This is a genomic window from Methanobrevibacter sp. TMH8, from assembly GCF_020148105.1.
Lineage (GTDB): Archaea > Methanobacteriota > Methanobacteria > Methanobacteriales > Methanobacteriaceae > Methanobinarius.
Genome location: NZ_JAHLZE010000001.1, coordinates 78817 through 102361, shown reverse-complemented (window position 1 = coordinate 102361; position 23545 = coordinate 78817). Strand labels below are relative to the sequence as shown.

Genomic DNA, 23545 nt, shown 5'->3' with positions numbered 1-23545 from the left:
TGTTACTGTTAGTTGGATTGGTAATAGTACTTATGAAGGTTTTACTAATACTACTATTTGGGATGTAGTTAAGATAACTTCTAATTCTAGTATTATTGTTTCTAATGGTAAAGTAGGTAAGAGTTCTTCTATATCTGGTGTTGTTAGTGATGGTGGGGGTAATCATTTAGCTAATGCTCAGATTAGTGTTACTGTTGATGGTCACATGTATTATGTAACTACTGATAGTAATGGTGTGTGGAGCCTGAACATTATTCCAACTACTTCTGGTAATTTAACTGTTACTGTTAGTTGGGTTGGAAATATAACATACAATGGTTTTACTAACACTACTACATTGAAGGTATCTAAAATTGTTGTAAAATTAACTATTATTGAGAATGGTGATGGTTCTATTATTATAGTTGCTAATGCAACTTATAATGACGATGATTCGCCTGTAGTTGATTATCCTGTTGATTTTTACTTAGATAATGAAAAAATAGGGAATAATCGTACTGACAATAATGGTATTTCAACATTAACTATACTCTCAAATAAAATCAATAATGGACAACATAAAGTTAAAGTTATAGTATTAGCTGATAATCCTATCAATAATGCTGTTGCATTTGCTGAATTCACAAAAGAAAGCAATAGAACTAATAATACAAACAAAACTAGTAATAATCTAATATTTAGCGCCATTATGAAAAAAACAGGAGTTCCATTAAATATAGTTTTAGTTCTCTTATTAACTATATTTGGATTTGGTATTTGCATAAAACAAAAAAAATAAACAATTTGTTATGAGGATAAAATTATTATTATTTTTATCCTTTCTTATTCTTTTTTTAATTAAATTTAATTATAAAATAATCTTTAGTTTTAGGATTTAGATTAATTTTTTATTTTATATAATTTTTATAACTTTTTATAAAATTTTGTTTTGTTTTATTGATATATTTTTTATTAATTTTAATTCATCATAAATTTATTAATTTTATTATCTAATTTATTTATTAAAATTAAGAAAAATATTTTTATTAGAATATAATCTATATTTTCCTAATTATTATATTATAATACTTAATACTTTTAATTCTATATGAGAAGTAATTAGTATGATATATAAAAAAATTAAAATTACTATAAAAAGATATATTTAGATTAATGCTGTTTAAAAAATATAATATTTTATTTTTATAAAAAATTATATATAGGCTAAAAACATACAAATAAAATTAGAAAAGAGTATACTTATTATAAATTGATATGTGTATTCCTGTTTCTCAAGCTGAATCTGAAGTTGTTGAAGGTACTATAGCTAAATTAGAACATATTAACAAAAAACTATAGTTTTATATTGTGTGAGAACATCAACTGCTGATGATATACATGAGCAACTAAAATTTAAAAGATATGGAGTATGCTTTGATTCTAGAATTATTTTAGCTGATAATTCTAAAGAAACTCTCCTAAATTTAATTAGTAAAATTTAAATCAATAAAATTATTTAATAATTCAAATAAAATATTAGCAATTTACTAACTAATTATTATATTATTAAGTATATATTATTAATTGTTAATTAAAAATTTTATGTAGAAATTAAAATTATAATTTATATATTTTTTTTATGTGGGATATAATGGCAATTGAATTTAATACAATTGATGATTTTAATCTTGAAGGAAAAACTGTTTTAGTTAGGGTTGATATTAATTCTCCTGTTGATCCTAACTCTGGAACTATATTAGATGATACTCGGATGAAATTACATAGTGAAACTCTTAAAGAACTATCTGAAAAAGGAGCAAAAGTTGTTGTTTTAGCTCATCAAAGTAGGCCTGGTAAAAAAGATTTCACTACTCTTGAACAACATAGTAATGTTTTATCAAAAAATTTAGGTATTGATGTTAAATATGTTGATTCTATTTTTTCCCATGAAGCTAAAAAATCTATAAAATCTCTTAAAAATCATGAAATCCTTCTTCTTGAAAATGTAAGATTCTTTTCTGAGGAATCTATAAAAAAATCAGCCGATGAACAATCTAAATCGCTTTTGCCTCGAAATCTTGCACCTTTAGTAGATATTTTTGTCAATGATGCCTTTGCAGCTGCTCATAGATCTCAACCTTCTTTAGTTGGTTTTGCACCACTTGTTCCTTCTGCAGCTGGGAGATTAATGGAAAAAGAACTAAAAATAATTCAAAATGCTCTTGATAATGTTAAAAAACCATGTGTTTTTGTTCTTGGTGGGATGAAAGCTGATGATTCTATTGATGTTATGGAAAATGTTTTAAAAAATGGAACGGCTGATTATGTATTAACTTCAGGTCTTGTAGCTAATATTGTTCTTTTAGCTTCTGGAATTGATATTGGGAAGATAAATAAAAAATTTATTAAAGATAGGGATTATTGTTATTTAGTTAAAAAATCAAAGAAACTTCTTAAAAAATTTGGTTCTAAAATTGTTTATCCTAAGGATGTAGCTATTGAAAATGGAAATAAAGAAAGAGAAGATATTTCAATTGAAAACATTCCAAATTTCCCTATTTTTGATATTGGGATAGAATCTATTAAAGAATATGCAAAGATAATCAGATCTGCAAAAACCATTTTTGCAAATGGTCCAGCTGGTGTATTTGAAGATCCCAAATTTGCAATGGGAACTGAAGATCTTCTTAATGCAATAGCTAGTTCTGATGGATTTTCTATAATTGGTGGAGGACATATTGCAGCTGCTACTATGGCAATGGGATTTGAAGATGATGTCAGTCATGTTAGTAGTGGTGGTGGTGCTTGTATAAATCTTTTATCAGGTAAAAAATTAGCTGCAGTTGAAGCTTTAAAAGAATCGGCTAAAAAAATGAATGAATAATAAAGAAATATAGTAATGAAATATATGATAATGGTAAATGATATTAGGATAATTAATAATATTAATTGATAATAAATTTAATAGTTATAATAATAATTATAATAATAAGTATAATAATAATCATCAGCTGAATTAATCAGCTGAATTCTTTTATAATAATTCAAACTCTGTTTTTAACTTTTGAACAGTTTTTTTGGGATTGTTACTTTCCATAATGGCTGAAACAAGAGAAATTCCACCAATATTTGTATTGACTAATGATTCAATATTATCTTCAGTTAATCCTCCGATAGCTATTATTGGAATATTAACTGCATTAACTATTTCTTTTAAGTAATCTATTGTGATACAATCAGCATCTTTTGTTTGTGTGGGGAATATGGCTCCACTTCCAATATAATCTGCTCCATCCTTTTCTGCTTTTATAGTATCTTTGATTGTAGCTGCTGATATTCCTAATATCTTATTTTTTCCAATAATACTTCTAACAATATCTCCTGGCATATCGCTTTGTCCAACATGAACTCCATCTGCATTAATAGCTAATGCAATATCTAATCTGTCATTTATTATTAATGGAATATCATATTTTGAAGTCAACTCTTTAACTTTACTAGCTAATCTATAAAATTTACCAGTAGATAAGTCTTTCTCACGTAGCTGTACTACAGTAACTCCTCCTAAAATGGCCTGTTCTATTGTAGTTATAAACTCTTCTTCTGTTTTTCCAGCTCTATTTGTAACAAGATATAATGAATAATCAATATTTTTCATAATTTAATCTCTTCATATAATAATTAGTTTAATTTATTTCATTAATTTTAATATTTAATATTGAATTAATTAATTAATTAATTAATTAATTAATTTGATTTCATATAATTTTGTTTCTTTTAAGAGAAGTTTTTCATCCATATTATACAAATAATCGATTAACTTAGATCTAAATGTCCCAGTTCCAGTTTTTTCTTCTCTTACTATTTTTCCAGCTTCTTCACCAGCCACTCCCATAGCTATTGTAGCAGCTATTCCACCTATAAATGGATCATTTGCTCCACAAAAAGTCCCAACAATTGAACTAAGCATACATCCACTTCCTGTTATCTTTGGCATTAATGAGTCTCCATTTTCACAAGCAAAAACTGTTTTTCCATCGGAAATTATATCAATAGCTCCACTAGCTATTATAACTGTATCTATTTCTTTAGCTAATGCTTTAATTATCTTTGCATTTGATTTTAAATTTTCTTTTGTAGTTTCATCCCCTTCAGAGACATCTACTCCTTTACTTAAACTTTTATTTAAGGATTTTACCTCATCTAAATCAATAAGTTGGGCTATAGTTTTAATTTCAGACATATTTCCTCGAACAGCTGATATATTTGATTCTTTAATTAGTTTAAGCACAATTTTATTTCTAAGATTAGTTACTCCAACACCTACTGGATCTAAAACAATTGGTGTGTTGGTTTTTGTTCCATAATCGGCTCCAAGAAGCATAGCTTCAATTTGGCTTTTACTCATTTTACCAATGTTTATCACTAGGGTATCAGCTATTTCAACAAAATCTTCAATTTCTTCAGGATCATCAGCCATCATAGGTGATCCTCCAATAGCTAAAACGGCATTTGCACAATCATTAATTGTTACATAATTAGTTATACAATTTGTAAGTGGGATTTTTTCTTTAACATTTTTTAATGCAATTATAGAGTCTTTTATTATTTTATTATCATTGTTACTCATTTTAATCCTCAATTTTTAAATTTTTAATAAATCTTAATTTTTTTTATATGAAATAGCTCATAATATAATATTATATGAAATTTATAAATTTTGTATTTTCTAAATTTTTAGTTCTTTTTCTATTTCTTGGAAAGATTTCATTTTTGCAACTGATGCATAGTCCATTAATATTCTCATGTTTTTGATGGTTTTTCTTTTAAGATTTTTTCCATCCATGCTTATCATTGTTTTCCTTTTTGGATATTCTTGTGATGATTTTTCTTCAATTAGTTTTTTAATAGCTAATTTAAGAGTGATTTTCTCTTTTCTGTAGGCATTTATAATTTTGTAGATTTTTTTATTTAGAAAGAAGTCTAGTTCGTTTAACCCAATTATTTTAATTATTATTTTACTTTTTAATCCTAATTTTTTATTTAAATTTTCATTTAATATAATTTTTAGATTTTTTCTAACAAATGAATAATCCCATAAAAAGGGTTCTTGTTCATGATTTGATAAATTTTTAGTCAAATATGGTTTTATGTTTGTTTGTGGTAAGTTGTCCCCAAGAATTGGTATTTCTAATAGTTTTGGGTTAGATCTTTTCAGTATTTCATATATAAATTCCTTATAACCTTCTGGATTATTTTTTGTCGTTTCTAATGCGAAAAATATTTCGTTTTCTGTGTAAAACAGGGGGAAAAAGAAATTTTTATCTTGTAGGTATCGTTTTGCAAACCACCTATTACCACTATATATTGAATCCATATCATGTCTTTTATAAGCATCCATCCCATTTATATATAATAAATGTTGATCATTAATATATTTGCGTGATGAATCAAAGTTATTCGAGTCAAAATCACCTTTTCCGATGTAAAAAACAAGCATATAGTCGTTTATGGTTTTAGGACTTTTGTGTTTTCCTCCTGGTGGCTTGTTTTGAGTATGTGGGACATCAACTATTTTTGAAATTTTGTTAGCAATTATAACATCACCATTATCATCGTTGCCATTTACAAATGTTTCAAAGGCAATATTATTTTTTTTACATAGATTACTGAATATGCTTAAGGTTAAACGAGAATCAAAGCCTCCTGTAAGACCTAGAACTATTTTATTTAGTTGTGGTTTTAGATATTTTAGGTTTTTATCTGTAAAATTTATTAAGTCATTATAATATTCATCATAGAGCTTTTCTTTATTCTCTTTATATTTTTTTTTGAAAGATTTTGGAGCTTCAATTTTGATATTTGTATCTATAACAATATTCCCATTAATGAATTTTTTCTTATCATTTGGAAATAGTCTTTTAATTTCTTTGAATATTGTATTTCTTGGAAATTTCCTAACACTCAATTTATTGAAGATACTATCTTCTATAAATTTGATATCATAATGATTAACAAATTTTTTCTCTTTGAACTTTTCTATTCCATCTACAATTAACTTAGGGTCAGTTGATATAACCGAACAGTTCTCGTCTTCATAAAAAAATAATTGTCTGATACTGAAGATAGGGGTTTTAATAAATCCATTTCCGTTTTTATCAATTTTTATTAGTTGATAATCTCCAGTCAATTTAGAAGAATCGTTTAGTTTGTTAAAGAATTTTACTATATCATAGTCTCTTATTTCATTGTCAACATTTATTAACCCATTTACTAAAAGTATTCTGTTTTTATCACAGTAAAATGAATAGTTCTCTTTTTCATGGTCAATATGGGTGTAATTATAACAATATACAATAAAATTTTTTATTTCCATTTTTTTAAATGTTTTTGAAATTAATGTTGGAGCATTATTAGATTTTAAGTATTTATCATTAATCTTAAATGTGTTATTTTTTTTAGATATTATTATAAAATGCACACTATTCACCATTTCGCTTAATTTATTTTCTTTTCTAATATTTTTTAATTTAATTAGGACTTTATATTGAACAAAGATTTTCTTAATTTTAATGCATAATGATTAATAAATTTTTATAATTTTTTTTGCTTTTCATTAATGTTTATTAGCTTTGTAGTAATCTTCTTATAATTTTTTATTAATTTTCTACTTTTTTTATATTGAGCAACATATTATAAATAACATATTATATTATTATATAGTAAATTTAACATTATAATTTTTTATAATATTTTATTATTCATTTTGTTAATACTTTATTGGTTAATTGTTAATCAAAATAAATTACTGTAATATTTATTTATTAAGAAGTATGTCAAATGAGAGTTTAAACCATGCGATTATAAATGAGAATGGATTACTCTCAAAAATAGTAATTATAATAAAAATATTATTGATGATGCAGCTGCAAGAAGTACGTTTTCAAGTGTAACTAATATAGTTTAAATAATATTAAATAATATTAAATTATAATAGTATAAAATATAGAAAAGTTATAAAAAATATTTTATTATATTGGTTCAATAAATATTATAAAAATAATGTTTTTGTTCATTTATTTATAAATAAAAATATAATATTTTTTGTATTATTCTTTTTGATTTTTTTATGTCAAAATCTACTGAAATTATACCATCTTTAGAAAAGTATTTAAGTAGACATGAACCAAGATATTAATGTTGCATGATTTGTAATGTTTTGTGACATTTTGTTGATTAATTTTATGCCTCGGTAGCTCAGTCTGGTGGAGCGCGAGACTTGTAATCTCGTGGTCGCGGGTTCAATTCCCGTCCGGGGCTTTCATAATTTTTATAAAACATAATAGCTGTTTTAAAATAATGTTTATATATTTTCATTATTATATGATTTTATATATTTCATAGTTTATTTAATATTATAAAATAACTTTAGAATTATATGTATATATCATATGTATATATCAAAAGAAATGAAAAAGTATATATAATATTAAAATTAACATAGTATAACGTGATGGATGATAGGAACCTAAGTTTTTAAATGACTCTGATTTTGTTTCTGTATTCATTATTGTGAAATATTTTATAAATATCGTGATATTTTCAATATGGGACCATAGGGTAGCTTGGTCGATCCTTTGGGCTTTGGGAGCCTGAGACTCCGGTTCAAATCCGGGTGGTCCCATTTTCTACACCCGCCTTAGCTCAATTTGGCAGAGCGTTGGACTGTAGATCCAAATGTTGCTGGTTCAAGTCCGGCAGGCGGGATTTAAATACTTATATCATTATTAATTATTATAGTGAAGATAATAAAACTTTTAATGATTTTTAAACTTTAAAAGATATTAATATCTTAAAAAAACAATAATATCAGTATAATAATTAAAATTTCCATTAAATTATCTTTAAATTTCCAATAATAATTCGATTTTTAGAGATTTTAATAAAGTTTTTGTAGGAATTTAATAAGATTTTAATCAAAATTTATAATAAATCGAAAGCTTTATATATGAGTATTTTTATACTTTAATGATGAGTGGATTGTATCCATTGATTTTTCATTAATAATCCCTGCCCTGGTGGTGTAGGGGCTATCATGTGGGCCTGTCGAGCCCGCGACTCGGGTTCAAATCCCGGCCAGGGCGTTAAATATATATTTAAAGTATTAAACTGTTACATTTATATAGTAGTTAGTATTAATAATATAATTATACATATGAAGATAATTCATGTATATAATATTTAATACTTATGTAAATTTTAATACATTTTGTATATGTTTAGTATATTTGAGATAGTATACATATTTGAGATATGTATATTTGAGAAAGTATATTTAAATATAAATTATTTGTCGCATTTTTAATTTAGGGCCCGTAGCTCAGTCTGGCAGAGCGCTTGGCTTTTAACCAAGCGGCCGCGGGTTCAATTCCCGTCGGGCCCGTTCTAATTTTATATTTAAATTTCTAAGTTTCTTAAGACATGAATTCTTTTAGAGTCTTAATGTCTCTTAAATTTTCTTATCCGGAGGAAATATTGTGAGTAAAGATATCTTAAATCATGAACTTGTACCAAGTCATGTTATTTTATCTGAATCTGAAATAAAAAAAGTTTTTAAAGATTTAGATTTTGAAATTGAACATCTTCCTAAAATAAAAACAGATGATCCTGTTGTTAAAGCTATTGATGCTAAAAAGGGAGATATTTTAGAAATTACACGTGACAGCCCTACTGCTGGAACTTTTGTTACTTATAGATTAGTTGAAGGATAGTATATTTATTGTTAATTATCATAGTTAATTAATATTATTTGCCTATATTTTCTATTTTGGCGATTATCAACTATTATTAACTTTTTAACTATTTAATAACTTTTATTAGCTATTATATATTTATTAACTATTATAGCTATTATCAGCTATCTATAGTTACTATCAAGTATTTTATAGCTATTATAAGTAAGTTATTAAATATTTATGATATATTGGCTTTTTAGCTATCTATTAGTTAAGCTATCTATTAATTATTATAATTATTAGTAATTAATCATTAAAAATAATTATTCATTAAAAATATAAAATATTTATCATGAAAATAAGATTCATTTGGCAATAATTATTGAATTCTATATTTTTTATTTTACTGAATTCAATATCGTAACTTGATATTGAAATAAATTTCATAAAATTCTAATATCTATCTTTATAAAGATAGATATAATTTATCAATATTTAAACATATAAAAACTGATTTAAATCATATTATCATTATAATAAAATTATAATATAAAATTTATGCAAATTTAAAAATTATAATTTAAAAATTATAAATAATGCTGATAAATAAATTTATTAATTTGATTAAGTTTAAAATAATTAAATTTATTATAATGTTATTATAAATAACATAATATAATTTAATTATATGTGATATGATATTAAAGGGGTTTTGTTTGTTTTCTTTTATTGGTTGAAATGATGCATTTATTCGTATATTTGTATAAATTGTTATATTTTGATATAACCGATTATATACAATGCAATTGAATATAATTGTAAATAAAATTATTATAAAAATTTATCTATAGATTTTATTCTGGAGGAAGTCCATGAAGAGTAATACATGGGGATTGGTAGACGCATTTTTTGATAAATATGATTTGGTAGATCATCATATCAAATCATACAATGACTTTGTAAACAACCGTATACAAAATATAATTGACATAACTGAGCCTATTGTTTTGGAACAAGGGGAATATACTCTTGAAACAGGTAAAGTTGAGATACAAAAACCATTTACTAAAGAAGCAGATGGTTCAAAAAGTTTGATTTATCCTACTGAAGCTAGGCTTAGAAATTTAACTTATTCTGCACATATGTACCTTGAGATGGCATTAAATCATGGGGAAGAAAAAAATCCTCTTGAAAAAGTGTACATTGGAGAACTTCCACTTATGCTTAAGTCTGATATTTGTCATTTAAATGGCCTTAATCAAGAAGAACTTTTAGTTAAAGGTGAAGATCCTCAGGATCCTGGTGGTTATTTTATTGTTAATGGTTCTGAGAGAGCTGTTGTAACTATGGAAGAGATAGCTCCAAACAAAATTATTCTTGAACGTCTTGGTGAAGTTGAAGATAGACGTGCAAAAGCTATAGTTACCTCTATTAAAAGTGGTTTCAGAGCGAGAATCTCTCTTGAATATAGAAAACCTAGGAAAAGTGGAGTATTTTTAAGAATTTCTTTCCCTTATGTTCCTGGTGAAATACCACTTGTAATTTTACTTAGAGCTTTAGGAATGTCTACTGATGAAGATATTATCACTGCTATTTCTGATGATTTTAATTTCCAAATGGTAATAGCTGATGATATACAAGTTTCAGAAGCAGCATTAAAACTTGATTCTAAAGAGATGGAAGGACTATCTAAAGAAGAAAGAGAAGATTATTTACAGCAAGCAGCTATTAAATACATAGGTAATAGAGTTGCAAAAGGAATGACTGAAGAATATCGTATTAAACGTGCTGAAGATGTTATAGACAGATATTTACTCCCTCATATGGGTGTAGAAAGCGATAGAAGAGATGCTAAAGCGATTTATCTTGCTGAAATGTGTGAAATGTTACTTCAAGTTATTTATGAAATGAGAGAACCTCATGATAAGGATCATTACACTAATAAAAGACTCCGTGTTTCAGGAGATTTAATGGAAGATTTATTCCGTGTTGCATTCACAAGTTTAACAAGAGATATGAGTTATCAACTTGAAAGAAGTATTTCTCGTGGTAAAGAACCTTCAATTAAACAAGCTGTTAGATCTGATGTTTTAACAGAAAATATTAAGCATGCTATAGCTACAGGTAATTGGGTTGGTGGAAGGGCTGGTGTAAGCCAACTTCTTGATAGAACTAGTTACATGGGAACACTTTCACATCTTAGAAGAGTAGTTTCTCCTTTAAGTAGAAGTCAACCTCATTTTGAAGCTAGGGATTTGCACCCAACACAATTTGGTAAAATATGTCCTAATGAGACTCCAGAGGGACCTAATTGTGGTTTGGTAAAGAACTTAGCATTAATGTGTAAAATTTCTGAAGGTTCAGACTCAGAAGAAATTAAGAATGTAATTAAAGAAATGGGTATTATTCAATAATTATTAATCTTATAGATTTATTGTCAATTTTTCTTTTCTTTGTCAATTTATCAATATATTATTAATATTATTATTTTCTATCATTTTATTTACAATTATTGATTATAATTTATATTACTTTATTATTTGGAGGAGTTAGGTGAATAAAGCTAAAATATATATAAACGGGGAATTAATCGGAACTTGTGATGATCCTGATGATTTTGTCAGTGAGATGAGACAAAAAAGAAGATCTGGTGAAGTTTCTGATGAAATGAACATTACTTATTATAATGACACTGATGAGATTTACATATTTAATGATCCTGGAAGAGCTAGAAGGCCATTAATATTAGTTAAAGATGGTGTTCCATTACTTGAAGAAGACCATATTGAAAAAATGGAAAAAGGTGATATTAAATGGGAAGATCTTATAAAATTAGGCATCATTGAATATTTAGATGCTGAAGAAGAAGAAAACTCATATATTGCAATGGGATTAAATTATTTAAATGAAGATCACACTCACTTAGAGATTGATCCTTCAACAATGCTTGGTATCTGTGCAGGGATTATTCCATTTTCTGACCATAATTCTTCTCCAAGGAATACAATGGAAGCAGGTATGACAAAACAAGCACTTGGTCTCTATGTATCTAACTATGGGTTACGTACTGATACAAGAGCTCATCTTTTGCATCATCCACAAACACCACTTGTTAAAACACGAATTATTGATGCAACAAACTATGACAAACGTCCTTCTGGTCAAAACTTTGTAGTGGCTGTTATGTCCTTTGAAGGGTATAACATGGAAGATGCACTTATTTTAAACAAATCTTCGCTTGAACGTGGAATGTCAAGATCTTCATTTTTTAGGTCTTATGAGGCTTCTGAGAGAAGGTATCCTGGTGGACAAGAAGATAAATTTGAAGTTCCAGAAAAAGGTGTAAGAGGGTATCGTTCTGAAGAAGCATATCGTCACTTAGATGAAGATGGTATTGTAAACCCAGAATCTTATGTTGAATCTGGAGATGTTCTTATTGGTAAAACTTCTCCTCCAAGGTTCCTAGAAGAAATTGATGAGTTTGGAACTGTAGCAGAGAGAAGAAGAGAGACTTCTGTTACTGTAAGGCATGGTGAAAAAGGTATTGTTGATGCAGTTCTTCTTACTGAAACTGTAGAAGGAAGTAAATTAGCTAAAATAAGAGTTAGAGATACAAGACAACCTGAATTTGGAGATAAATTTGCTTCAAGGCACGGACAAAAAGGGGTTGTAGGGCTTATTTTATCTCAAGATGATGTTCCATTTACAGAAGAGGGTGTAGTTCCAGATTTAATCGTTAATCCACACGCAATTCCTTCAAGGATGTCTGTAGGTCAGGTAATTGAAATGGTAGCTGGTAAAGCAGGTTGTATGGAAGGGCAAAGGATTGATGGAACTCCATTTAATGATGATCTTGAAGGAGAGATAAAACAAGCTCTTAAAGATAATGGTTTTGAATCAGCTGGTTGTGAATCTCTCTATAATGGTATGAATGGTGAGAGAATAGAAGCTGAGATTTTTGTAGGAGTAGCTTTCTATCAGAAACTCCATCATATGACTACTGATAAAGTTTATGCTCGTTCAAGAGGTCCTGTACAAGTTCTTACACGTCAACCTACTGAAGGTAGGGCTCGTGAAGGTGGTCTCAGATTTGGAGAAATGGAAAGAGATTGTTTGATTGCTCATGGAGCAGCTCTCGCACTTAAAGAAAGACTTTTGGATGAATCTGATAAATATGAAGCTATTATTTGTGGTGACTGTGGTATGATATCTGTTTATGATAAAATAAGAGATAAAAAATACTGCCCAATATGTGGGGATGTTGACTCATACCCTGTTGAAATATCTTATGCATTCAAGCTTCTATTAGATGAACTTAAGAGTTTATGTATATTCCCTAAATTAGTTTTAGAGGATAAAGCATAGTAAGATTGTAGTTAAATTTATTAAAATTACTATATTATTAACGAATTATTAAGATTAATAATGAAATATTTAAGGAGCCAATATTTTGAAAGGAATAATAAAACAGATTTCTCAAATTAACTTTGGACTTATGTCTCCAGAGGATATTAGGAAAATGTCTGTTACTAAGATTGAAACTCCAGATACCTATGATGAAGATGGTTATCCAATTGAAAATGGATTAATGGATCCTCATTTAGGAGTCATCGACCCAAGTTTAAGATGTCGTGCTTGTGGTGCTAAAGGTGGAGAATGTCAAGGACATTTTGGTAGTATAGACCTGGCAAGGCCTGTTATTCATGTTGGATTTGGTGATACAATACATAAAATCTTACGTTCAACATGTAACTCTTGCGGCCGCATTCTTTTAACTGATAGTGAAATTGTAGATTATAAGGCAAGAATTGATGCTTTAAAAGAAAATGAAGAAAGTATCAATGATTTAATTAAAGAAATTTATACCTTGGCTAGAAGAGATAAATGTCCTCATTGCGAAGAAGAACAAGAAGACATTAAAATCGATAAACCTATTTCAATAATTGAAGGAGACTATAAATTAACTCCTAGTGAAGTTAGAGAAAAATTAGAAAAAATTACTGATGATGATGCTTATGTATTAGGAGTTAATCCTGAAGTAGCTAGGCCAGAATGGATGGTTTTAACAGTTCTTCCTGTTCCTCCAGTTACTGTTAGACCTTCTATTACTCTTGAAACTGGGGAACGTTCTGAGGATGATTTAACTCACAAGCTTGTTGATATTCTTAGGATTAACCAAAGATTAGTTGAAAACATGGAGGCTGGGGCTCCTCAGCTTATTGTAGAGGATCTATGGGAACTTTTACAATATCACGTTACTACTTACTTTGATAATGAAGCATCTGGTGTGCCTCCAGCTAGACATAGGTCTGGAAGACCTCTTAAAACATTAGCACAACGTCTTAAAGGGAAAGAAGGAAGATTTAGAAGTAATCTTTCTGGTAAAAGGGTTAATTTCTCTGCACGTACTGTAATATCTCCAGATCCTAATATAAGTATTAATGAAGTCGGGGTTCCTGAGATGATAGCTAAAGAAGTCACTGTTCCTGTCCATGTTAATGACTGGAATATTGATGAAATAAAAGAACATATTAACAATGGTCCTGATGTTCATCCTGGTGCTAACTATGTTATTAGGCTTGATGGAAGAAAAATAAGAGTTTATGATGAAACTAAGGAAGCTATTCTTGAGATGTTAGAACCTGGTTTTGTAGTAGAACGTCATTTAAAAGATGGAGATATTGTTTTATTTAATCGTCAGCCTTCACTTCACAGAATGTCAATGATGGCTCATGAAGTTAAAGTTCTTCCATATAAAACATTCAGACTTAATTTATGTGTATGTCCTCCATACAATGCTGATTTCGATGGAGACGAAATGAACATGCATGTTTTCCAAACAGATGAATCTAGAGCTGAAGCTAAATCTCTTATGAGGGTACAAGAACATATTCTCTCTCCAAGGTTTGGTGGACCAATTATTGGAGCTATTCACGATCATATTTCTGGTGCATATTTACTTACAAGAACTGGATCTACATTTACTGAAGAACAGGCTTTCCAAATTATAAGAAAGGCTAAACTCCCAATTCCCAAAAGAAAAAATAGAGATTGGGAAGGAAAAGAATTATTTAGTCTACTTCTACCAGAAAATCTTAATATGCAATATAAAGCAGAAATTTGTCAAAAATGTGATGAATGTATGCTTAAAGAATGTGAACATGATGCTTATGTTGTTATTGAAGATGGTGAACTTATTTCAGGTGCTATGGATGAGAAAGCATATGGTTCCTTTTCAGGTAAAATATTAGATACAATAATGAAAGAATATGGGCCAAATGAAGCAAGAAAATTCCTTGATGCTTCAACTGATTTAGCTATTTCTGGTATTATGAAAGTAGGTATTACTACTAGTACTAATGATGAAGAAATTCCTGAAGAAGCTAAAGAAAGAATTGAAGCTCATCTTGATAGTGCTGAGGAGAAAGTAGATAAATTAGTAGAAGCTTATGAAAATAATGAACTTGAAGCATTACCTGGAAGAAGTTTAGAAGAAACCCTTGAGATGAAAATTATGCAAGTTCTTGGTGAAGCAAGGGATAAATCTGGGGAAATTGCTGAAAGTTACTTTGGAATGGACAATCATTCTGTTATTATGGCAACTACTGGTGCAAGAGCATCCATGCTTAATTTAACTCAGATTACTGCTTGTGTAGGACAACAGTCTGTTCGTGGTGGACGGATTGATAGGGGTTACATTGAAAGAACCTTACCTCACTTTAGAAAAAATGAACTTGGTGCTAAAGCTCGTGGTTTTGTTCATTCAAGTTATAAAGAAGGACTTGATCCAATTGAATTTTTCTTCCATGCTATGGGAGGAAGAGAGGGTTTAGTTGATACAGCTATTCGTACTGCACAAAGTGGTTATATGCAAAGAAGACTTGTAAATGCTCTTCAAGATCTTAATGTAAGAGAAAATGGATTAGTTACTGATAACCGTGGAATGGTCATTCAAACCATGTTTGGTGAAGATGGTGTAGATCCTGCTAAAAGTGACTATGGTAAAGCTGCTGATTTAGATAAAATCATTGATGAAATGAGGGTAAAATAAGCTATTAATTTATGAGTATTGATTAGGTGGTTTTTGTGGAAGAATTAGGAATTGACAAAAAAATAATTGAAAAAGTAGAAAAGGTAGCTAAAAAGAAAAAAGCAGATTTTCCAGAAAGTTACATTCATGACATTGCAGAAGCTTATGTTAGAAGAGAACTTACTGATGGCGAACTTGAAAAACTTATAATTAAAGTAAGAAAAGCTTACGAACGAGCTAGAGTTGAAGCTGGAGAAGCAGTTGGTACAGTAGCTGCACAATCTGTTGGTGAACCTGGTACTCAGATGACTATGCGTACTTTTCACTATGCAGGGGTAGCTGAATTAAATGTTACCTTGGGCCTTCCAAGACTTATTGAGATTGTAGATGCAAGAAAAAAGATTTCAACACCAACTATGGCGATTTACTTTGATGAAGATCATAAAGATGATGAAGAATTTGTTAAGAAGTTAGCTAATCGCATTGGTAAAAGTACTTTAAATGATATATTAAAAGACTTTTATATCAATTATGCAGAGATGAAAATTGAAGCTGTTCTCGATGCTGAAAAAATTGAAGATAAAAGACTTGATTATGAAGAAATATTAGCTAATGTTGAAAAAGCTTTTAAAAGATCTAATAGAAAAGATAATGTGCTAGTTTTTGAACCTGCAAAACAAACTATAAGAGAACTCAGACTTCTTGCTGATAAAGTCCGTGATTTACAAATAAGTGGTATTAAAAATATCGGAAAAGTAATTATAAGAAGAGAGGATGAATGGATCATCCATACTGAAGGTTCAAATCTTGGTGACATTCTTAAAATTGATGGTGTAGATGGAGTTAGAACCACCACAAATGATATTCATGAAATTGAAACTGTTTTAGGTATTGAAGCTGCTCGTAATTCTATTATTAATGAAGCTCTTCGTACTCTTGAAGAACAGGGTCTTAGTGTTGATGTTAGACATATTATGCTAGTGTCTGATATGATGACTTCTGAAGGAATAGTTCGTTCCATTGGTCGTCATGGTATTAGTGGCGAAAAATCCAGTGTTCTTGCTCGTGCAGCATTTGAAGAAACTGGTAAACATCTTCTCCGTGCAAGTATTAGGGGAGAAGTTGATAAATTAACTGGTATAATTGAAAACATTATCATAGGACAACCTATACCCCTCGGTACCGGTTCAGTCGGTGTCGTCATGAAACCAAATAAATCAAAAAAATAATTAAAGGAGGCAGATGATGGACGTAGATAGAGGAATTAGAGTAGCAGTTGACACAGGTGATGTCACTTTAGGCTCTGAAAAATCAATCCAATCTTTAAAATTAGGAAAAGGACAATTAGTCGTAGTTGCTGAAAATAGTCCTAAAGAAATTTTAGAAGATGTAGAATATTATTCAAAACTTTCAGAAATTCCTGTTTACATTTACGATGGAACCAGTGTAGATTTAGGTTCTGTTTGTGGTAAACCTTTTACTGTGGCTACATTAGTCATAAACGATCCAGGAGATTCTACTATACTAGAAATAATGTCTAAGTAAGGGGTAGATTTTTGTGTCTATTAAGTTTAATGCAAATGAAATAAGATACATAGCTCTTTTTGAGAGTATGACTGGAGCAATGGTCAAAGATTGTATCATTGATGAAGATAATGGCAAAGTAACTTTTGTTGTTAAAAATGGTGATATGGGATTAGCTATTGGTAAAGGTGGAAGTACTGTGACTAAAGTTCAAAAAGCTGTTGATAAAGGTGTTGAAATCATTGAACATTCTGAAGATTCAACTGAATTTATAAAAAATTTAATGGCTCCAGCTGAACTCAAATCAATTAAAGTACTTCAAAAAGAAAGTAAAGAAAAAGTAGCTACTGTAGTTGCTGATTCTACTAATAAACGTATTGCAATTGGTAAAAATGGCCATAATATTGAAAGAGCTAAGTTGTTAGCTAAAAGACAACACAATATTAGTAACATCATTTTAAAATGATGTTTTTCAATATTTTTTCATTTTATCTTTATTTTTATTTATATTTTTTATAATTATTTTTTAGTATTTTTTATATTTTCTATATTTTTTAATTTATTTACATAATTAAATTTATTTTAAATAATTTTTAATAATTTATACATATTAATTTTATATATTGATTATACAATTAATTTTATACATCCATTTTATACATATTAATTTTATTAATAATATTAAATTTATTAATTGAATTTATTATCAGTAATTGAATTTATTTTTCATGATAAATTTTAATTATTAAAATATATATATTTATTATTATGAACAAAAAGAATATCAGTGAAACAAATAGAGCTGCTTGGAATCAAGCATTAGATTATCATAAAAAAGCAAGGAATAACTCATTACAAATAGGATTTAAAGATCCTAATTTCACTTCTTTTGATAGAGATTGTGATGAAATACTATTTGATAAATTAAAAACTATAGATCTTTCTGATAAAATTATTTCACAAATACCTTGTAATAATGGGAGAGAATTATTATCTCTTATGCATTTTGGGGCAAAAAAAGCAATAGGGTTTGATATTTCTGACGTAGCTATATCAGAAGCAAAACAATTAGCTGAAATATCAAAATTAAATGTGGAATTTGAAAGAATTGATATTTTAGAAATTGATGATAAGTATAATAGCTATTTTGATTTTATTTATATTTCTGAAGGATCACTTCAATGGTTTCCTAATCTAAATGATTTTTTTTCTGTCATATCACGACTTTTGAAAAAAGATGGGAAAATATTGATTTTTGAAATGCATCCATTTGCATATTTTTTTGAGAATGGATTCAATCCTAAAGATCAAAATTTTCATGAGATGACTTCATATTTCAATAAAGGCCCTTATAACTATGAAGATGGATTAGATTATGTTGGAGGAGTTAAATATAAAGCAAAAGAATGTTTTTGGTTTATGCATAAATTATCTGATATTTTAAATGCTATAATACAAAATAATATAGAGATAAATGAATTTGATGAGTATAACTTGGAAATGGCAAATAATGATTCAATACATTTTTTAGATAAGTTTCCACTTAGCTATATTCTTATAGGCAAAAAGAAATAATTTTATATAAATTTATATTTATAATTAAATTTATAATTAAAATATATAATATAATAAATCTATAATTAAATAATAATTAAATCTATAATTAAAATATATTATCTTGAGCTAAATCAAGATTTATATGGTAATTATTTATTATATTTTATTTTTTCATAAAAATCTTATGAAAAGATGGTAAAAACATAAGGTTTATAAAGGTCATTATCAATATATTATCATAATAGATATGGTTATGTTAAATAATAAAATACAATTTTCAAACTTAGTTTATCTAATTATCTTATAGATTTAATTAAGTTTAGACTATAACTTCTGTGTGCTTTTTTGTTATAGATCCAAATAATTGCATTTAAAAGAAATAACCTTTATTGACATCTTTTATTTAAAGATATGAGTGGCTGGCTTATATTTTGTATATTTATCTTATAATTGGTGTCTTATGAGTCAATTATCCTTATATTAGTGATAATAGTATCATTAGAGAAATAAAATTCTTATGATATATGATATCATCAAACCATTCTATAAATAATTTCCATTGATATATTTCCATTGATATTTGTATACATTAAGATTTAATTGATATTTAATTCTTATTTTTTACATTCAATGTTTGATAATCTAATTTGATAGCTAGTGTTATCGTTATTTATAGATGTTTGGTATTTAATTAGAACTATTATAATCATATTATACTTACTATGTCTATTAAATATTAATTTAAATTAATAATTAATTAACTTTAATTAATTAACTTGAAATTAATTAATGATTAGTACTTAATAACTGAAATAATTAATTAATGATTAGTACTTAATAACTGAAATAATTAATTAATGATTAGTACTTGGTTAATCGATCATTTGATTAATTAGTATGAATCAAATAAAATGTATTTTATAATCTATCTATTCAATATCTATTATTATATAATTTGATAGATAATGTATTGATAGAGTATATTTTAATATTAGCTAATATGTTAAAATAAATAATTTAAAATAAATTCGAAATAGATTTGAAATAAATTTTGGATTAAATTTTAAAATAAAATTTAAAATAAATAATGATTTACATATCAACTTTAAATCAATTAAAAGGATATACAGAGGAATAAATTATGCCAGGACTTTTTGCTGCAAAAAAGCTTAAAAAGAACAGACAAAACTTTAAATGGAAAGATGTGGATTACAAAAGAAAAGCTTTACGTTTAGATGTTAAAGCTGACCCTCTTGAAGGAGCTCCACAAGCTAGAGGAATTGTTATTGAAAAAGTTGGGATAGAAGCTAAACAGCCTAACTCAGCTATAAGAAAATGTGTCCGTGTTCAATTAATTAAAAATGGTAAACAATTAACTGCATTTGCTCCAGGTGATGGTGCTATTGGTTTTATTGATGAGCACGATGAAGTCATGATTGAAGGAATCGGTGGACCTTCTGGAAGATCTATGGGTGATATTCCAGGTGTTCGTTGGAAAGTAAGTAAAGTTAACAATGTGTCTTTAGAACAAATGGTTATTGGTAAAATAGAAAAACCAGTAAGATAATGTTAAAGAGGTTATTTTAATGAGTCAAGTTTTTGAAAAATGGGACCTAAAAGATATTAAAATCGAAGATTTAGGTTTAATAAATTATATATGCTTAGATGAAACTTTAGTTCCTCATACATTAGGTAGACATGTTAGAAGACAGTTTGCTAAATCTAAAGTTTCTATTGTTGAAAGATTAATGAATAAAATTATGAGAACTGAAAGGAACTCTGGTAAGAAAAATAAAGCTTACAATATTGTTAAAGAGTCTTTTGAAATTATAAACAAAAGAACTAAACAAAATCCTATTCAGATTCTTGTTAAAGCAGTTGAAAATACTTCTCCTCGTGAAGAAACTACAAGAATTAAATATGGTGGTATTGGTTACCAAGTAGCTGTTGATATTGCACCACAAAGAAGAGTAGATCTTTCTTTAGGGTTTTTAACCAGAGGAACTTTGCAATCTGCTTTCAAAAATAAGAGATCAGTAGCTGAATGTTTGGCTGATGAGTTAATTCTCGCTTCTGAACATGATACAAGAAGTTTTGCTATTGGTAAAAAAGAAGAGAAAGAAAGAGTAGCTAGAGCTGCACATTAATTAGTTTAACTAATTAGTTTAACTACTATTATATTAACTAATATATTTTATAATATATTTAACAATATATTTACAATTAAATTTTATATTTAGGTGATTGTTGTGAGTAGACGTACTAAAATGATTGAAAAGATTAAAGAATTAATGTATCAACCTAAATTTATCAGAAACATAGGAATTGTGGCTCACATTGACCACGGTAAAACTACTTTATCTGATAACTTACTTGCAGGCGCAGGAATGATTTCTGAGGAGCTAGCTGGTGATGCAAGAAGTCTTGATTTTGATGAACAAGAATCAGCAAGAGGTATCACTATCGATGCTGCGAGTGTATCTATGGTTCATAAATTTGAGGATAATGATTATTTAATCAACTTAATTGATACTCCAGGGCATGTTGATTTTGGTGGAGATGTTACACGTGCAATGAGGGCTGTAGATGGAGCAGTTGTTGTTGTTTGTGCTGTTGAAGGTATAATGCCTCAAACTGAAACTGTTTTCAGACAAGCTCTAAAAGAAAATGTTAGGCCTGTTTTATTTATTAACAAAGTTGATAGATTAATAAATGAATTAAAACTCGAACCTGAAGAGCTTCAAAATAGATTCCTTAAAATAATAGCTGAAGCAAATAAACTTATTAAAGGAATGGCTCCAGAAGATAAGAAAGATCAATGGAAAGTTGATGTTGCTGATGGTAGTGTTGCTTTTGGTTCTGCTTATCATAATTGGGCAATAAATATTCCTATTATGCAGAAATCTGGAATTAATTTTAAAGATATTATAGATTACTGTAATGAAGAAAGACAAAAAGAATTAGCACAAGAAGTACCAATTACTGAGGTTTTACTTGGTATGGTTGTTAAGCATTTACCAAGTCCTTTAGTTTCACAAGAATATAGGGTTCCAACTATTTGGGATGGAGATATTGAAAGTGAAGAAGGTCAAACAATGATTCATACAGATTCTGAAGGACCTTTAGCTGTAATGGTTACTAATGTTAGTATTGATAAACATGCGGGTGAAATTGCAACTGGAAGAGTTTATGGTGGAACTATTGAAAAAGGTAGTGAAGTATTCCTTGTAGGTTCTCATGCTAAAGCAAGAACTCAACAAGTTGGAGTATTCTTTGGTGCAGAAAGAGTTAATACTGATAAAGTTCCTGCAGGTAACATTGTTGCAATAACTGGTGCTAAAGGAGCAATCGCTGGTGAAACTATCTGTGATGCAGATAAAAAGATAAAAGAGTTCGAAGGTATCGAACATATATCTGAACCTGTTGTTACTGTTGCTGTTGAAGCTAAAAACACTAAAGATCTTCCTAAACTGATTGAAGTTTTAAGACAAGTTTCTAAAGAAGATCCTACTGTTCATGTAAATATTAATGAGGAAACTGGTCAGCATTTAATTTCTGGTATGGGTGAACTTCACTTAGAAATCATCACATACAGAATCAATGAGAAAGGTGTTGAAATAGAAACTTCTGAGCCTATTGTTGTTTACAGAGAAACTGTAGCTGGAAAAATTGATACTCCAGTTGAAGGTAAATCTCCTAACAAACACAACAGATTCTATATTACTGTTGAACCTTTAGAACAGTCTGTATATGATGCAATTGGTGAAGGAACTATTAAAGAAGGTAAAGTCAAAGGAAAAGAAATGGCTACAACCTTTATGGAAGCTGGTTTAGATAAAGAAGAAGCTCGTAGAGTTTGGGATGTCCATAATAGAAGTGTATTCCTTAATATGACTCGTGGTATCCAATACTTAGACGAAGTTAGAGAACTTTTAATTGAAGGTTTTGAATCAGCTTTAGATTCAGGACCAATAGCTAATGAAATAGCTATGGGAATGAAATTTAAACTTATGGATGCAAAACTTCACGAAGATGCGGTTCACAGAGGACCTGCTCAGGTTCTTCCTTCTATAAGAAAAGCAGTTTTCGCTGCAATCATGATGGCTCAACCTACTTTACTTGAACCAATTCAAAAAGTATTTATTAATACTCCTCAAGACTACATGGGTAATGCTACTCGTGAAATCCAAAACAGAAGAGGTCAAATTGTCGATATGGGACAAGAAGGCGACATGGCATCAGTTGAATCTAAGGTTCCTGTTGCTGAAATGTTTGGTTTTGCAGGAGATATCAGATCTGCTACTGAAGGTAGATGTTTATGGTCTACTGAAAATGCAGGTTTTGAAAGATTACCAAATGAATTGCAAAAACAAATAATTAGAGAAATAAGACAAAGAAAAGGATTATCTCCAGAACCTTATGGTCCTGAGCATTATATAGGATAAATTATATAGGATAATTTTCCAATTGTATTATTGGATAATCTTTTTAATTTTTATTTTTTTAATTTTTTCATATTATAAAAATTAAATAAATTATAATAAATTATAAAATTAAAGTAAATTTTAAAAAATAAATTCAAAAATAAATTCAAAATTAAAATTAATTTAAACTATTGTTTAGTTATAACTAATTAATATAATGGGTAAGTTTTTATATAGGAAAGTTCAAATTTAATTAAGTTAAACATTTAACTCAAATTTAACTTAACTAAAAACTT

17 protein-coding genes and 5 tRNA genes are annotated in these 23545 nt (G+C 28.1%); 19 read left to right on the top strand and 3 right to left on the bottom strand.

The annotated features are described in order from the left end of the window. From KQY27_RS00480 to KQY27_RS00475, 3 genes are all read left to right on the top strand, one after another. Positions 1-778: carboxypeptidase-like regulatory domain-containing protein (locus KQY27_RS00480; RefSeq protein ID WP_224424610.1), on the top strand; the 778-nt coding region annotated here is incomplete at its 5' end. A gap of 571 nt (positions 779-1349) precedes the next feature. Beyond that, positions 1350-1481 (top strand): hypothetical protein, encoded by a 132-nt coding sequence (locus KQY27_RS09190; protein WP_255596572.1) that lies wholly within the window; start codon positions 1350-1352, stop codon positions 1479-1481. A gap of 146 nt (positions 1482-1627) precedes the next feature. Further along, positions 1628-2863 carry a phosphoglycerate kinase gene (locus KQY27_RS00475; RefSeq protein WP_224424617.1) on the top strand — a complete coding sequence of 412 codons (1236 nt, stop codon included), beginning with the start codon at positions 1628-1630 and terminating at the stop codon, positions 2861-2863. A gap of 150 nt (positions 2864-3013) precedes the next feature. Here the strand turns inward: KQY27_RS00475 and thiE are convergent, their stop codons facing one another. The 3 genes from thiE to KQY27_RS00460 form a co-directional block, all read right to left on the bottom strand. Next, on the bottom strand, positions 3014-3637 hold the full coding sequence (gene thiE / locus KQY27_RS00470) for a thiamine phosphate synthase (protein WP_224424609.1): 624 nt from the start codon (positions 3635-3637) through the stop codon (positions 3014-3016). A gap of 81 nt (positions 3638-3718) precedes the next feature. Further along, on the bottom strand, positions 3719-4609 hold the full coding sequence (gene thiM / locus KQY27_RS00465; RefSeq protein WP_224424608.1) for a hydroxyethylthiazole kinase: 891 nt from the start codon (positions 4607-4609) through the stop codon (positions 3719-3721). Between the two features lie 99 nt (positions 4610-4708). Beyond that, positions 4709-6460, bottom strand: a complete 1752-nt coding sequence (locus tag KQY27_RS00460) for a hypothetical protein (protein ID WP_224424607.1) — start codon at positions 6458-6460, stop codon at positions 4709-4711. Between the two features lie 765 nt (positions 6461-7225). Here KQY27_RS00460 and KQY27_RS00455 point away from each other — a divergent pair. From KQY27_RS00455 to KQY27_RS00380, 16 genes are all read left to right on the top strand, one after another. Continuing rightward, positions 7226-7299 (top strand) — tRNA-Thr (locus KQY27_RS00455). A 289-nt stretch (positions 7300-7588) separates the two neighbouring features. After that, positions 7589-7663 (top strand) — tRNA-Pro (locus tag KQY27_RS00450). A gap of 9 nt (positions 7664-7672) precedes the next feature. Further along, a tRNA-Tyr gene (locus tag KQY27_RS00445) sits at positions 7673-7746 on the top strand. 305 nt (positions 7747-8051) lie between these two features. After that, positions 8052-8123, top strand: a tRNA-Asp gene (locus tag KQY27_RS00440). A 225-nt stretch (positions 8124-8348) separates the two neighbouring features. Continuing rightward, positions 8349-8422 (top strand) — tRNA-Lys (locus KQY27_RS00435). A gap of 94 nt (positions 8423-8516) precedes the next feature. Next, positions 8517-8750, top strand: a complete 234-nt coding sequence (locus KQY27_RS00430) for a DNA-directed RNA polymerase subunit H (RefSeq protein WP_224424606.1) — start codon at positions 8517-8519, stop codon at positions 8748-8750. 836 nt (positions 8751-9586) lie between these two features. After that, a complete protein-coding gene (locus KQY27_RS00425; RefSeq protein ID WP_224424605.1) occupies positions 9587-11128 on the top strand; it encodes a DNA-directed RNA polymerase subunit B'' in 1542 nt (513 codons plus the stop codon). Between the two features lie 139 nt (positions 11129-11267). After that, positions 11268-13079, top strand: coding sequence for a DNA-directed RNA polymerase subunit B (gene rpoB / locus KQY27_RS00420; protein ID WP_224424604.1), 1812 nt, complete (start codon positions 11268-11270; stop codon positions 13077-13079). 85 nt (positions 13080-13164) lie between these two features. After that, positions 13165-15765, top strand: a complete 2601-nt coding sequence (locus KQY27_RS00415; RefSeq protein WP_224424603.1) for a DNA-directed RNA polymerase subunit A' — start codon at positions 13165-13167, stop codon at positions 15763-15765. A gap of 50 nt (positions 15766-15815) precedes the next feature. After that, on the top strand, positions 15816-16973 hold the full coding sequence (rpoA2, locus tag KQY27_RS00410) for a DNA-directed RNA polymerase subunit A'' (RefSeq protein ID WP_224424616.1): 1158 nt from the start codon (positions 15816-15818) through the stop codon (positions 16971-16973). 13 nt (positions 16974-16986) lie between these two features. Further along, positions 16987-17289, top strand: a complete 303-nt coding sequence (locus KQY27_RS00405) for a 50S ribosomal protein L30e (protein ID WP_224424602.1) — start codon at positions 16987-16989, stop codon at positions 17287-17289. A gap of 13 nt (positions 17290-17302) precedes the next feature. Continuing rightward, on the top strand, positions 17303-17734 hold the full coding sequence (locus tag KQY27_RS00400; protein WP_224424601.1) for a NusA-like transcription termination signal-binding factor: 432 nt from the start codon (positions 17303-17305) through the stop codon (positions 17732-17734). 302 nt (positions 17735-18036) lie between these two features. Continuing rightward, positions 18037-18843, top strand: a complete 807-nt coding sequence (locus tag KQY27_RS00395) for a class I SAM-dependent methyltransferase (RefSeq protein WP_224424600.1) — start codon at positions 18037-18039, stop codon at positions 18841-18843. 1123 nt (positions 18844-19966) lie between these two features. Then, entirely contained in the window at positions 19967-20392 is a 426-nt protein-coding gene (locus KQY27_RS00390) for a 30S ribosomal protein S12 (RefSeq protein WP_042703270.1), read from the top strand. 19 nt (positions 20393-20411) lie between these two features. Next, positions 20412-20972, top strand: coding sequence for a 30S ribosomal protein S7 (locus KQY27_RS00385; protein WP_224424599.1), 561 nt, complete (start codon positions 20412-20414; stop codon positions 20970-20972). 102 nt (positions 20973-21074) lie between these two features. Continuing rightward, complete coding sequence (locus tag KQY27_RS00380; RefSeq protein WP_224424598.1) at positions 21075-23270, top strand: elongation factor EF-2; 2196 nt, start codon at positions 21075-21077, stop codon at positions 23268-23270. Positions 23271-23545: the final 275 nt, after the last annotated feature.

Bases quoted from the DNA above. Each gene is read 5' to 3' on its own strand.
- thiE (WP_224424609.1), bottom strand. From the start codon at position 3,637: ATGAAAAATATTGATTATTCATTATATCTTGTTACAAATAGAGCTGGA.
- thiM (WP_224424608.1), bottom strand. From the start codon at position 4,609: ATGAGTAACAATGATAATAAAATAATAAAAGACTCTATAATTGCATTA.
- KQY27_RS00425 (WP_224424605.1), top strand. From the start codon at position 9,587: ATGAAGAGTAATACATGGGGATTGGTAGACGCATTTTTTGATAAATAT.
- KQY27_RS00405 (WP_224424602.1), top strand. From the start codon at position 16,987: ATGATGGACGTAGATAGAGGAATTAGAGTAGCAGTTGACACAGGTGAT.
- KQY27_RS00395 (WP_224424600.1), top strand. From the start codon at position 18,037: ATGAACAAAAAGAATATCAGTGAAACAAATAGAGCTGCTTGGAATCAA.
- KQY27_RS00390 (WP_042703270.1), top strand. From the start codon at position 19,967: ATGCCAGGACTTTTTGCTGCAAAAAAGCTTAAAAAGAACAGACAAAAC.
- KQY27_RS00385 (WP_224424599.1), top strand. From the start codon at position 20,412: ATGAGTCAAGTTTTTGAAAAATGGGACCTAAAAGATATTAAAATCGAA.